This is a genomic window from Pseudomonas avellanae BPIC 631 (assembly GCF_000444135.1).
Lineage (GTDB): Bacteria > Pseudomonadota > Gammaproteobacteria > Pseudomonadales > Pseudomonadaceae > Aquipseudomonas > Aquipseudomonas avellanae.
The window spans coordinates 1-12,218 of sequence record NZ_ATDK01000326.1 but is presented as its reverse complement, the minus strand read 5'-3'; the positions used below and the strand labels follow the sequence as shown (position 1 = coordinate 12,218).

The 12,218-nt window shown below is 59.6% G+C and carries 11 protein-coding genes and 2 pseudogenes; 11 read left to right on the top strand and 2 right to left on the bottom strand.

Features of this window, described 5'->3' with window-relative positions:
* Positions 1 to 82: 82 nt before the first annotated feature.
* Positions 83 to 1,447 carry a formimidoylglutamate deiminase gene (locus tag DW49_RS0119805; protein ID WP_024421008.1) on the bottom strand — a complete coding sequence of 455 codons (1,365 nt, stop codon included), beginning with the start codon at positions 1,445 to 1,447 and terminating at the stop codon, positions 83 to 85.
* A gap of 202 nt (positions 1,448 to 1,649) precedes the next feature.
* Between DW49_RS0119805 and hutC the strand changes: the two genes are divergently transcribed.
* From hutC to DW49_RS0119775, 6 genes and pseudogenes are all read left to right on the top strand, one after another.
* On the top strand, positions 1,650 to 2,360 hold the full coding sequence (gene hutC / locus DW49_RS0119800; protein ID WP_005621296.1) for a histidine utilization repressor: 711 nt from the start codon (positions 1,650 to 1,652) through the stop codon (positions 2,358 to 2,360).
* Positions 2,357 to 2,953 carry a HutD/Ves family protein gene (locus DW49_RS0119795; protein ID WP_005621298.1) on the top strand — a complete coding sequence of 199 codons (597 nt, stop codon included), beginning with the start codon at positions 2,357 to 2,359 and terminating at the stop codon, positions 2,951 to 2,953. The genes hutC and DW49_RS0119795 overlap by 4 nt, the downstream gene beginning before the upstream one ends.
* A 49-nt stretch (positions 2,954 to 3,002) precedes the next feature.
* A complete protein-coding gene (nhaA, locus tag DW49_RS0119790) occupies positions 3,003 to 4,178 on the top strand; it encodes a Na+/H+ antiporter NhaA (RefSeq protein WP_005621300.1) in 1,176 nt (391 codons plus the stop codon).
* A 105-nt stretch (positions 4,179 to 4,283) separates the two neighbouring features.
* The gene (locus tag DW49_RS0119785; protein WP_005621302.1) at positions 4,284 to 4,817 is read left to right on the top strand and encodes a DUF3455 domain-containing protein; all 534 of its coding nucleotides are present in this window, start codon (positions 4,284 to 4,286) and stop codon (positions 4,815 to 4,817) included.
* Positions 4,818 to 4,922: 105 nt separating this feature from the next.
* Positions 4,923 to 5,478 (top strand): annotated as a pseudogene (locus DW49_RS01000000128620) (sigma-70 family RNA polymerase sigma factor).
* Entirely contained in the window at positions 5,475 to 6,182 is a 708-nt protein-coding gene (locus DW49_RS0119775) for an anti-sigma factor (RefSeq protein WP_005621306.1), read from the top strand. Before DW49_RS01000000128620 ends, DW49_RS0119775 begins: the two are co-directional and overlap by 4 nt.
* A gap of 13 nt (positions 6,183 to 6,195) precedes the next feature.
* On the opposite strand, the gene epsC is transcribed toward DW49_RS0119775, so the two are convergent.
* Positions 6,196 to 7,149 (bottom strand): serine O-acetyltransferase EpsC, encoded by a 954-nt coding sequence (gene epsC, locus DW49_RS0119770; RefSeq protein ID WP_005621308.1) that lies wholly within the window; start codon positions 7,147 to 7,149, stop codon positions 6,196 to 6,198.
* A gap of 196 nt (positions 7,150 to 7,345) precedes the next feature.
* Between epsC and DW49_RS0119765 the strand changes: the two genes are divergently transcribed.
* From DW49_RS0119765 to DW49_RS0119745, 5 genes and pseudogenes are all read left to right on the top strand, one after another.
* A complete protein-coding gene (locus DW49_RS0119765; protein WP_005621310.1) occupies positions 7,346 to 8,344 on the top strand; it encodes a D-cysteine desulfhydrase in 999 nt (332 codons plus the stop codon).
* 220 nt (positions 8,345 to 8,564) lie between these two features.
* Positions 8,565 to 9,371, top strand: coding sequence for a cystine ABC transporter substrate-binding protein (gene tcyJ, locus DW49_RS0119760; protein WP_005621312.1), 807 nt, complete (start codon positions 8,565 to 8,567; stop codon positions 9,369 to 9,371).
* On the top strand, positions 9,368 to 10,036 hold the full coding sequence (gene tcyL, locus DW49_RS0119755; RefSeq protein ID WP_003381368.1) for a cystine ABC transporter permease: 669 nt from the start codon (positions 9,368 to 9,370) through the stop codon (positions 10,034 to 10,036). The genes tcyJ and tcyL overlap by 4 nt, the downstream gene beginning before the upstream one ends.
* Before the next feature lie 3 nt (positions 10,037 to 10,039).
* Positions 10,040 to 10,773, top strand: a pseudogene (gene tcyN, locus DW49_RS0119750) (L-cystine ABC transporter ATP-binding protein TcyN).
* Between the two features lie 572 nt (positions 10,774 to 11,345).
* The gene (locus DW49_RS0119745; RefSeq protein WP_005621316.1) at positions 11,346 to 12,065 is read left to right on the top strand and encodes a hypothetical protein; all 720 of its coding nucleotides are present in this window, start codon (positions 11,346 to 11,348) and stop codon (positions 12,063 to 12,065) included.
* The last annotated feature ends 153 nt before the right edge of the window (positions 12,066 to 12,218 follow it).

The window sequence follows — 12,218 nt, the reverse complement described above, 5'->3', positions numbered from 1 at the left end:
GAGCGTGAGGAACGATAATCTCAACTATCGTGCGACGCTCTGCGTCGCATGCCGTTCTGGACGCTCCGCGTCCTCTGTTGCATCAGCCCAGCAATTCCCTCAGCACCTGTGCAAACGCTCGACTGCTTTGCTCTTCTGCGGCATGTCGGCCTTCGCGTATGACCCAGCGTCCATTCACCGCCACGTCGCGAATCTGCCGGTCGCTGCCCGCGAACAGCCAGCGGTTGAGGATTGCATCACCCGAGGCGGTGGCGATGTAGGGGTCGTTGCCATCCAGCACCAGCCAGTCGGCGCGCTGCCCTGCTTGCAGTGCACCAACCTGCTGACCCAGCGCCTGCGCGCCGCCTGCCAGCGCGGCGTCATAGAGGGTGCGGCCAACCATCGGCTGATCGCTGCGATACAGCCGGTTACGGCGTTGATCGCGTAGACGCTGGCCGTATTCCAGCCAGCGCAGCTCCTCGACCACACTGAGCGAGACGTGACTGTCCGAACCAATCCCCCAACGGCCACCCTGCGCGATGTAGTCCACCGCCGGAAAGATCCCGTCGCCAAGGTTCGCTTCGGTGGTCAGGCACAATCCAGCCACCGCGCCACTTTGCGCCATCAGTTGCACTTCATCCGCGTCGGCGTGGGTCGCGTGGACCAGGCACCAGCGGTTATCCACAGGGGTATTTTCATAAAACCATTGCAGCGGACGTCGCCCGCTCCAGCTCAGGCAGTCATCGACCTCTTTCTGCTGCTCGGCAATATGAATATGCACTGGGCATTGCGGGTCGCTGGCCGCCAGCACTTCACTGATCTGCTGTGGAGTTACCGCACGCAGCGAATGGAAGCACAGCCCCAACTGCTGCGCTGGCTGAGCCGCCAGCACCGGTCGCAGGAGTGCCTGTAAATCCAGATAGCTGTCGCTGCTGTGGATAAACCGGCGCTGCCCTTCGTTGGGTATCTGCCCGCCAAACCCCGAGTGGCTGTAAAGCACCGGCAGCAAGGTCAGGCCGATGCCGACCGAACTCGCCGCCTGGCTGATCTGCACGGCCAGTTCGGCAGGATCTGCGTAGGGTTTGCCGTCCATGTCCTGATGCACGTAATGAAATTCGGCGACCGAGGTATAACCGCCCTTGAGCATCTCGATGTACAGCTGTCGGGCAATGACGCCCAGTTGCTGCGGGCTGATGCGCCCGACCAGCCGGTACATGAGGTCGCGCCACGTCCAGAAACTGTCGTTGGGGTTGCCCGCCACTTCCGCCAGCCCGGCCATCGCCCGCTGGAACGCGTGGGAATGCAGGTTCGGCATGCCGGGCAGCAGCGGCCCGCTGACGATCTCGGCACCCTGCCGATCGGCATTGGCCTCGACGCGGGTCAATAGACCTTCCTGGCTGACCTCCAGACGCACATTGCTGGCCCAACCGTCGGGAAGTAGCGCACGTTCGGCAAAGAAGGCTGACATTGACTTCACACCCCATCACTGTAATTTGTATATACATATACAGACGTTTACGGAGCCGGTAAACCTTCGGCACGCTTGCCGAGCAGCAGGTTAATGGTTAGCGTGGCGCTCTCCGGCGTCTGAATCTTCGTCAAAACGTCATTTTGAAAACAAGGACTCACTCGTGTCGACTCCGCCCGCCGCTTCTTCCCTGGCAGCCCAGATGGGCGAAAGTCCCGCACCCTTGTACGCCCGCGTCAAACACATGATCGCCCTGCAGATCCAGAACGGCACCTGGCCGCCGCACCACCGTGTACCGTCGGAAAGCGAGCTGGTGACGCAGTTGGGCTTCAGCCGCATGACCATCAACCGCGCCCTGCGCGAGCTGACGGCCGAGGGTTTGCTGGTGCGCATGCAGGGCGTCGGCACCTTTGTAGCCGAACCCAAAAGCCAGTCGGCGCTGTTTGAAGTGCACAACATTGCCGACGAGATCGCTGCGCGCGGCCATCGCCACACCTGCAAGGTGATGGTGCTCAAAGAAGAAGCCGCAGGCTCGGAACGCGCGCTGGCACTGGACATGCGCGAAGGCCAGCGGGTCTTCCATTCGCTGATCGTACATTTTGAGAACGACATCCCGGTGCAGATCGAAGACCGCTTCGTGAACGCCCAGGTCGCGCCGGACTATCTCAAGCAGGACTTCACCCTGCAAACGCCTTACGCCTATCTCTCCCAGGTCGCGCCGCTCACCGAAGGCGAGCATGTGGTCGAGGCGATCCTCGCCGAAGCCGATGAGTGCAAACTTTTGCAGATCGATGCCGGAGAGCCCTGCCTGCTGATTCGCCGCCGTACCTGGTCGGGTCGCCAGCCCGTCACTGCCGCGCGCCTGATTCACCCCGGCTCCCGCCATCGCCTCGAAGGACGCTTTACCAAATGAGCCAGACCCGCCTGCTGCGCGCCGCCGACTACCCACGTATGCCATGGAAAAACGGCGGCGGCAGCACTGAAGAAATCGCACGCGACGCAGGCCAGGACCTCGACGGCTTCGGCTGGCGACTGTCGATTGCCGACATCGACACCTCAGGCGGCTTCTCGATATTTACCGGTTATCAACGCATCATTACCGTATTGCAGGGCGCGGGCATGACCCTGGAGGTGGACGGTGTGGCCAGTCGCCCGCTGCTGCCTTCCGATCCGTTTGCATTCAGTGGTGACAGCGACGTCAGCTGCACCCTGCTGGACGGTCCGATTCGCGACTTCAATCTGATCTATGCTGCACACCGTTACACGGCGCGCCTGCACTGGATCGACGTTCGTCATCCCCAGCGTCTGTTCAGTTCGGCCAGCACTTTCGTCCTGTTCAGCATGGCCGAACAGGTGGCGATCAGCGTGAACAGCCAGCCTTGGGAAATTATTGGCAAACACGACTGCGCGCTGGTGGATAATCCCGGCGGTTTGCTGGAAATCGAACTGCAATCACCCCGCGTCAGTCGTTGCTGCCTCATTGAGCTCAGTGCCACGGGCCAGTGATCGCGTTCTGGCACCTCAGAATAAAACAGCGTTGTTTTCAAGGAAGACCATGACTCAAGTCCCGAACCGGGAAACGCCCCGTGGTGTTGCCATTCTGACCCGTTTTCTCGCCTCCGAATCAGCGGGCGGTATTGTGCTGATGGCCGCAGCGCTGGCCGCACTGATCGTCGCCAACTCGCCCTTGTCCGCGGGCTACTTCTCGACGCTGCACAGCGTCTGGCTGGGGCTGTCGGTCGAGCTGTGGATCAACGACGGGCTGATGGCGATCTTCTTTCTAATGGTCGGCCTGGAAATCAAGCGCGAAGTACTGGCCGGTGGCCTGGCAACCTGGGGGCAACGCGCCCTGCCCGGCTTTGCAGCCCTTGGCGGCATGCTGGTGCCCGCGCTTATCTACATCGCGATCAACTGGGGCAACCCGCAGACCTTGAGCGGCTGGGCGATCCCGGCGGCCACCGACATCGCCTTCGCCCTCGGCGTGCTGTCGCTTTTGGGCAATCGCGTGCCGACTTCGCTGAAAGTCTTTCTGGCCGCGCTGGCGATTCTCGATGACCTGGGGGCCGTGACCATCATCGCGTTTTTCTACAGCTCCGGGCTTAATCTGCCGATGCTGGCCGCTGCGTTCGTAACCCTCGCCGTGTTGATCGCGCTGAACCGCCTGAACATCCGTCGTCTGCTGCCGTATTTGCTGCTCGGTGCGCTGCTGTGGTTCTTCGTCCTGCAGTCGGGCGTGCACGCGACGCTGGCCGGTGTCGCGCTGGCGCTGTGCATCCCGATGGGTAAGCCTGAGGAAGAAGCACGCTCGCCGCTGCTGTTTCTTGAAGAAAAGATGCATTACTGGGTCGCGTTTGCCGTGGTGCCGATCTTCGGCTTTGCCAATGCCGGCGTATCACTTTCCGGCATCACCCTGGCAAACCTGATCGACCCGGTGCCGCTGGGCGTTGCATTGGGCCTGTTCGTGGGCAAGCAGATCGGCGTGTTTCTCGCCGCAGTGCTGGCCATCCGTGCCGGGCTCGCCGTGCTGCCGGAGGGTAGCAACTGGGTGCAGTTGTACGGCGTGGCGATTCTGTGTGGCATCGGCTTCACCATGAGCCTGTTCATCGGCAACCTGGCCTTCCCCGGTTCGCAGCACCTGATCGACGAAGTCAAAGTCGGCGTGCTGATCGGCTCGGGGCTCGCGGCGGTAGCCGGTATTGTGCTGCTGCGCAGCCGTTTCAGCCGGCACTGAAAAAATATTTTCAAATCACTGCATCCAGATGGCTTTCTCGCGGGTAGTACATTCAGCAGCCACTTCGAGTTGCTGAGCGCGGTTAAACAATCTGGAGATTTCTGCATGAACGCAAAACGTTTGCTCTGCCTTGCAGGTAGCACTTTGGCCTTCACTTGCCTGTCGTCCGTGGCCCTGGCTCAGACCGACCTGCCTGAAAGCGTCCACGTGCCGGCTGGCAACAAAGTCAGCATGACGACCACCGGGGTGGGCGAAATCACCTACGAGTGCCGCGCCAAAGCCAACATGCCCAGCGAAATGGAATGGGCGTTCGTTGGTCCCAAGGCCGTACTCAATGACAAAAGCGGCAAACAGGTCGGCACTTACTACGGCCCGCCTGCCACCTGGGAAGCCAAAGACGGCTCCAAAGTGACCGGCACTCAGGTTGCTGTGGCCCCATCGAGCGCTGGCAACCTGCCGTATCAACTGGTCAAGGCCAACCCGGCTGAAGGCAAGGGCGCGATGACCGGCGTGACCTACATTCAGCGCGTGGCGTTGAAAGGTGGCGTTGCACCGGCCAAAGCCTGCGCAGAGAGCAACAAGGGCGCCAAAGAAGTGGTCAAGTATCAGGCTGACTACCTGTTCTGGAGCGCCAGCTGATCGCCATTATTAACCGGGTGACCGCGCGGCTGGTGAGCTATGCTGCTGCGCGGGAGCCTCGTGATACCCGCGAGGCAGTTAGTCTTCCATTGATGGCGGATCATCTTGTCCTCGCACGAATCTCTCTTTGATTACGAAGCTACGTTGCAGGCCTGCGCTCGCGGTGAGAAACAGGCCTTGCAGCGTCTCTATCTACAGGAAAGCGCCCGGTTGCTCGGCGTCGCCCAGCGCCTGGTACGTGACAACGCACTGGCCGAAGACATCGTGCATGACGCCTTCCTGAAAATCTGGACCCACGCGGCCAGCTTCGACGCGTCGCGCGGGCTGGATATTCAGCGTGACTCGCCACCTTGCGCTGAACACCCTGCGCAACACGGCACGCGAAGTGCGTGTCGAGGACGACGGCAGCGACGATCATCACGAACAGGCAACCCTGGAAGGCTGGCAGGAAACCGGGGATGCTTTCGATTGGCGGGTCAATCCAGGACGGATGACTTCATGCATGGAGCAACTCGAGCAGGTACGCCGAAACTGTATTTTTCACGCTTACGTAGACGGCTATTCGCATCAGGAAATCGCGCACAAGATCGGCGCGCCATTGGGTACGGTCAAAGCCTGGATCAAGCGCAGCCTGACGGCTTTGCGGGAGTGCATGGGATGAACCGGCCTATAGACGACAACATTCATGACCTGGCTGGCGAGTATGTACTCGGCACCCTGTCAGCGCAGGAAAGGCTCGACGTGCAGCGTCGCCTGCTCCGCGAGCCAGACTTGCAGGCGGCCATCGACGCCTGGGAGCAACGCCTGTTGCCCCTGACCGAACTGGCCGACCCCGTCACGCCATCGCCCGGCCTGTGGGAGCGCATCGAGCGCAACCTGCCGGACATGACCGAGTCGGCCAGACCGGCACAACGCCCGCGCATGCGCTGGTGGGACAATCTATCGGTCTGGCGCGGCCTGGCCGGAGCAGGGCTGGCCGCATCGCTGGTGCTGGGCATGACCCTGCTGACCCGCGCACCGGCGCAGCCATCCTACATGGTGGTGCTCGTCGGGCCGCAGGACAAAGCGCCCGGCTGGGTCGTGCAAGCCAGCAACTCACAGCAGATACAGCTTATTCCGCTGGGCGTGGTTGAAGTCCCGGCCGACAAGGCGCTGGAGTTCTGGACCAAGGGCGACGACTGGCAAGGCCCGGTTTCGCTCGGGCTGGTCAAACCGGGGCAAAGTCTGAGCATTGCACTGGACAAGCTGCCGCCGTTGCAAGCCAATCAGTTGTTCGAGCTGACCCTGGAGACCTCCACCGGCTCGCCAATCGGCAAACCGACCGGCCCGATTCAGTTCATCGGCCGGGCGGTGAAGGTGATCTGATAACGGGGCAACTTCACTTCTTGCTGCAATCATCCTGTTGCAGCAGGTTGGCCTGAGTCAGGTTGCAGCCTGCCGGTACGCTACGGGTCAGCCAGACATTACCGCCGATGGTCGAGCCCTGGCCAATGGTGATGCGGCCCAGAATGGTTGCACCGGCGTAGATCACCACATCGTTTTCAACAATAGGATGGCGCGGATGGCCTTTCTGCAACTGGCCGTCCTCGTCTGCCGGGAAGCGCTTGGCCCCAAGCGTAACAGCCTGATAAATGCGCACGCGCTCGCCGATGATTGCGGTTTCGCCAATCACCACGCCCGTCCCGTGATCGATAAAGAAGCTCGGCCCGATCTGCGCGCCGGGGTGAATGTCGATGCCGGTCGCCGAGTGGGCGATTTCCGAGCTGATGCGCGCCAGCAACGGCAAGCCGGCGCGGTACAGATGATGCGCCAGGCGATGATGAATCACCGCCAGAATGCCGGGGTAGCAGAGCAGCACTTCATCGACACTGCGGGCCGCCGGGTCGCCGTGATAAGCCGCCAGCACGTCGGTGTCCAACAACAGGCGAATGGCCGGCAGTGCCGTGGCGAAACCCTGAATCAGCTCGAGCGCATGGGCGTTGATACCCTTGAGGTCCGCGCCCTGCTGGTGGGCCACATAGCGCAGTTCCAGGCGGGCCTGGGCCAGCAAGGCATTGAGCGCCACATCCAGCGTATGACCCACGTAGAAGTCTTCGCTTTCTTCACGCAGGTCCACCGGGCCAAGCCGCATCGGGAACAACGCCCCGCTCAGCGCTTCAAGGATTTCGCCCATGGCGGCACGCGAAGGCAACTCGCGCCCGCCGTGCTCGCCGCTGACCCGACGGTTGCGCGCCCGCCAGTCTTCGCGCGCGCCGCGTAATTGACTGACGATACGCTGCAACTGCCAGTGGCTGGAGCGACCATCGGCAGGGGCTTGTGGAATATCGCTCACGCTGGACTCTCCTTGATGCGAGGGTAACGACCGACAAAGCTGGCCGCTGTTCATGCCACTCTACGGCAAACATTCAGACGAAAAAAACAACAATTTCCATAGGTATATTCCGAGTCGTCTGTAAGCACAGATAAGTTGCCGTGTGGGAAACGTCTGCTTATAGTCCGGTGATTCTTTACACGGCTCATCCATCACCATGATCAAAAATCAGCTTGCCCGCTTCAATCGCCTGGACTTGATCAGCGCGCCGACGGCTCTGGAAAAGCTTGAGCGCCTGTCGCTCTGGGCAGATCGCGATATCTACATTAAGCGTGATGACACCACCACGCTCGCGCTGGGCGGCAACAAGGTGCGCAAGCTTGAATACCTGGCCGCCGACGCGCTGGCTCAGGGTGCCGACACGCTGATCACGGCCGGTGCGATCCAGTCCAACCATGTACGCCAGACGGCCGCCCTGGCTGCGCGGCTGGGTCTGGGCTGCGTGGCCCTGCTGGAAAACCCCATCGGCACCGAAGACCCGAGTTACCTGAAAAACGGCAACCGCCTGCTGCTGGAACTGTTCGATGCCAAGGTAGAGCTGGTCGAAAGCCTCGATAACGCCGACGACCAGCTGCATGCCTTGGCTGCCCGCCTGCGCTCCAGCGGCAAAAAGCCGTACCTGGTGCCTATCGGTGGCTCAAGCCCGGTGGGTGCGCTGGGGTATGTACGCGCCGGGCTGGAACTGGCCGAGCAGATCAAACAGACCGGCATCGACTTTGCGGCCGTGGTGCTGGCATCGGGCAGTGCGGGTACGCACAGCGGCCTGGCGTTGGCGCTGGCTAATGAGCTGCCGCAGTTGCCGGTGGTCGGCGTGACCGTGTCGCGCAGTGAAGAAGCGCAACTGCCCAAAGTACAAGGCCTTGCCGAGCGCACGGCGCAACTGCTCGATATCGCCCTGCCGGACCACTTCAAGGTCGAACTGTGGGATGAATATTTCGCCCCGCGCTATGGCGAGCCCAACGCCGGTACGCTGGCCGCGATCAAGCTGGTGGCCAGCCACGAAGGCCTGTTGTTGGACCCGGTCTATACCGGCAAGGCCATGTCCGGCCTGCTGGACGGTATCGGCCGTCAACGCTTCGACGACGGGCCGCTGATATTCCTGCACACCGGTGGCGCGCCTGCGTTGTTCGCCTACCCGGATGCCTTCGATCACTGACCCATCAGCCGGCGCGTTTTTTATGCCTTTTTGGAGGAAAAATAACTTTTTAAGTTATTTTTCCTCATAAGAAGATGGCTATATAGTCGCGCCCGGCAAACGATGACATCTGGTCTGACGCTTGACGTAACTGCCTGAAAAAAAGCTGAATAATCAGCACGAAGTTGCTTGAGTCGGGTCAGAAAATGGCCAGACACTTCCATACCAACAAGGGGCTCGCATGAACATTTCCGCTATTCGTCGTACGTTTCTTTTCTCGGCAATGGGCTTGATGCTCAGTGCCGGTATCGCCGGGCAAGCCATGGCTGGCGAGCAACTGCAGAAAATCAAGGATAGCGGCACGCTGAATGTGGGCCTTGAAGGCACTTACCCGCCGTTCAGCTTCGTCGATGAAAACGGCAAACTGACCGGTTTTGAAGTCGAGTTTTCCGAAGCGCTGGCCAAGGAACTGGGTGTGAAGGCCAAGATTCAGCCATCGAAATGGGACGGTATTCTTGCCGCTCTGGACTCCAAGCGTCTGGACGTGGTGATCAACCAGGTGACCATCTCCGACGAGCGTAAGAAAAAGTACGACTTCTCTGAGCCCTACACCATTTCCGGCATCCAGGCGCTGGTGCTGAAGAAGAACGCAGACACCATCAAGTCTGCCAAAGACCTGAGCGGCAAGAAGGTTGGCGTGGGTCTGGGCACCAACTACGAACAGTGGTTGAAGGCAAACGTTCCGGGCGCCGAAATAAAGACCTATGAAGATGACCCAACCAAAATCCAGGACCTGAGTGTAGGCCGTATCGATGCAATCCTGGTTGATCGTCTGGCAGCCCTGGAAATCGCAGCCAAGACCAAAAACACAAAACGAGAACTTGCACCTGCCGGCGAAGCGTTCTCTCGTCAGGAGTCGGGCATTGCCCTGCGCAAAGGCGAGCCGGAGCTGCTGGCTGCCATCGACAAGGCAATCGACAAACTGCGTGCCGACGGCACCCTGGAAAAGCTGTCGAAAAAGTACTTCAACGCTGACGTCACCAAATGATCGAAGAGAGCCTTCAGCTCGCGCTGGACTCAGCGCCCTTTCTGCTCAAGGGCGCGTACTACACAGTCTTCCTCAGCCTGGGCGGTATGTTTTTCGGATTGCTGCTGGGCTTCGGCCTGGCACTGATGCGCCTGTCGCGCTTCAAGCTGGTGAACTGGATAGCCCGCATCTACGTGTCGTTCTTTCGCGGTACGCCGTTGCTGGTTCAGCTGTTCGTGATTTATTACGGCCTGCCGGAACTGGGCATCCAGCTTGAGCCGCTGAGCGCAGCGCTGATCGGTTTTTCGCTGAACATGGCCGCCTACGCCTGCGAGATTCTGCGCGCAGCCATAGGCTCCGTGGAACGTGGGCAGTGGGAAGCCGCCGCCAGTATCGGCATGACCCGCTGGCAGACCATGCGCCGTGCAATCCTGCCGCAGGCAGCACGCACAGCCTTGCCGCCGCTGGGCAACAGTTTCATCTCGCTGGTCAAGGACACCGCATTGGCGGCCACCATTCAGGTGCCGGAGCTGTTCCGCCAGGCGCAGTTGATCACCGCGCGTACCTTCGAAATTTTCACCATGTACCTGGCCGCCGCACTGATCTACTGGATCCTTGCCACGGCGCTCTCGCACCTGCAAAACAAGCTGGAAGCCAGGGTCAACCGGCACGATCTGGAGACCTGACGCATGATAGTCGTTGAAAAACTCACCAAGGAATTCAAGTGCTCAAGGGCATTGATCTGCGTATCGAAGCCGGAGAAGTCGTCGCGATCATCGGCCCGAGCGGCTCGGGCAAGACCACCCTGTTGCGCTGCCTGAACCTGCTTGAAACACCCACCAGCGGCAGAATCAAGATGGGTGACATCGAGATCGATGGCACCCGCTCCATAGGCCAGCAACAAGGGCTGATCCGCCAGTTGCGCCAGCAGGTGGGGTTCGTCTTTCAGAACTTCAACCTGTTTCCACATCGCACCGCGCTGGAAAATATCATTGAAGGGCCGGTGGTGGTCAAAAAGGTAGCTCGTGAAGCCGCCGAGGCGCTGGGCAGGGAGCTGCTCGCCAAGGTCGGCCTGACCGGCAAGGAAGACGCCTATCCGCGTCGTCTCTCGGGCGGGCAGCAGCAGCGCGTGGCGATTGCAAGGGCGCTGGCGATGGAGCCGCAGGTGATCCTGTTCGACGAGCCAACCTCGGCACTGGACCCGGAACTGGTCGGCGAAGTGCTGACAACGATCCGCGCCCTGGCTGAAGAGAACCGTACGATGGTGATCGTCACTCACGAAATGAGCTTTGCACGAGAGGTCGCCAATCGGGTGATTTTCATCGACAAGGGGGTCATCGTCGAGCAAGGCGAAGCCAAGGCGCTTTTTGCCAACCCTCAGGAAGAACGTACAAGGCAGTTTCTCGAACGCACACGCTCCTGATCGTTTACGCACACACCCAAAAGCAGCGTCCATCCAGGGCGCTGCTTTTTTCTTACACTTCATAGCGCCTCGATCGTTCAAGATCCTTGTTTAATTCCTGCGCAAATTTCCGAATATTCATCGAATTAATAAGACAAGCCGAGCTCAGTTATCGCGCCCGGCGTGTGGCTGGCTGACCTGCAGCCACCGCACTTGACCTAATCCCCTCTCCTGATTCCTTTCCCACCGGTAACCGGCTTTTGCCGTTGATACTTTGTGGTAGGACAATAGTTTGCCGAACGGTAAACAGTTCCAAATATACCGTGTAGGACATATCCGTTTTTTAAGTAAATTACTGATAACCGCCACCTTCATATTGACAAGTGCTCGCAAAGCCCATTAGCTCACACTAACCACCCATTTAGCGAGATCTGAAAGTTTCAAGCACAAATAGTCTACCGATTGTAATGTTTGCCATAGCCTGGATATTTAAGGTACTTATCGTGCTGTCTGAACTGCGCTTCTTATTACACAAACATGACAACTTATGACGATTCTTTACTTTAATTATTGATTATCAGGAGCACCCGAACATGAGTCATGTCACTTGCAAAGCAGCCCATCAGGAGCTGCAAACGCCTTCCATACCGCAGGCCAGCCGTCATGGCATAGGCGTGAGGATCGCCTCTCAACTCACGGTTCATGTCGAGCCGTACACCAACATGGACGAGGGCGATCTGATCGAGCTGTTCTGGGACGGCTGTTACGTCGCGTCAAAAATTCTAAAGGCTTCCGACATCGACAAAACCATTGTCCTACGTGTACCCGAAAGCTTTCTTCAAAACGGCAAGGCACGGACCTACTACCGGGTCATGAAAATAGGCGGAACACCCCTGACCTCGCCGTGCCGCAAGCTGTGGGTCAAGCTGAACGCCCCCGGCGGGAATCTGATCAGTGCCCACACGGAAGAAAACCAGGGCCTGGCACCGCTCTACGTCGCACCCTCGGTGATCCGTCGCGGACTCTCGCGCCGGCATCTGGAAGGGGGCTTGCCGATGACCATCGAGCCTTATCTGAACATGGCCGTTCACGACGAGATCACCGTGCGCTGGGGCGATCTGCGCATGGACCTGCCCCCCCTGATCGCCGAGGACGTCGGCGATCCGATCGATCTGGTCATCCCCCCTGCGTTGATCATCGAAGGCGGCGAAGAACAACGCCTGGAAGTGACTTATTGCGTTATCGACCGGGTGGGCAATAACTCACTCTGGGCACCCCCACGGCTGATCAAGGCATTGCCGATCGAAGAGTGAACTGAATGACCCGTTTGAATCCAAAGGCCAGCACTGCATAAATATATATAGGCGGTTTCAGAGGCTGAGTGCAACACCCGGCTATTGAGTTAGGGATGGACTCTCATGATGCTTGGACATCATTTCCGTCATCATTTCGATAGGGCATCTGTA

What these genes read in the sequence shown, in the direction of transcription:
- DW49_RS0119805 (WP_024421008.1), bottom strand. Translation starts at nt 1,447, where the DNA reads ATGTCAGCCTTCTTTGCCGAACGTGCGCTACTTCCCGACGGTTGGGCC.
- hutC (WP_005621296.1), top strand. Translation starts at nt 1,650, where the DNA reads ATGGGCGAAAGTCCCGCACCCTTGTACGCCCGCGTCAAACACATGATC.
- DW49_RS0119795 (WP_005621298.1), top strand. Translation starts at nt 2,357, where the DNA reads ATGAGCCAGACCCGCCTGCTGCGCGCCGCCGACTACCCACGTATGCCA.
- nhaA (WP_005621300.1), top strand. Translation starts at nt 3,003, where the DNA reads ATGACTCAAGTCCCGAACCGGGAAACGCCCCGTGGTGTTGCCATTCTG.
- DW49_RS0119785 (WP_005621302.1), top strand. Translation starts at nt 4,284, where the DNA reads ATGAACGCAAAACGTTTGCTCTGCCTTGCAGGTAGCACTTTGGCCTTC.
- DW49_RS0119775 (WP_005621306.1), top strand. Translation starts at nt 5,475, where the DNA reads ATGAACCGGCCTATAGACGACAACATTCATGACCTGGCTGGCGAGTAT.
- DW49_RS0119765 (WP_005621310.1), top strand. Translation starts at nt 7,346, where the DNA reads ATGATCAAAAATCAGCTTGCCCGCTTCAATCGCCTGGACTTGATCAGC.
- tcyJ (WP_005621312.1), top strand. Translation starts at nt 8,565, where the DNA reads ATGAACATTTCCGCTATTCGTCGTACGTTTCTTTTCTCGGCAATGGGC.
- tcyL (WP_003381368.1), top strand. Translation starts at nt 9,368, where the DNA reads ATGATCGAAGAGAGCCTTCAGCTCGCGCTGGACTCAGCGCCCTTTCTG.
- DW49_RS0119745 (WP_005621316.1), top strand. Translation starts at nt 11,346, where the DNA reads ATGAGTCATGTCACTTGCAAAGCAGCCCATCAGGAGCTGCAAACGCCT.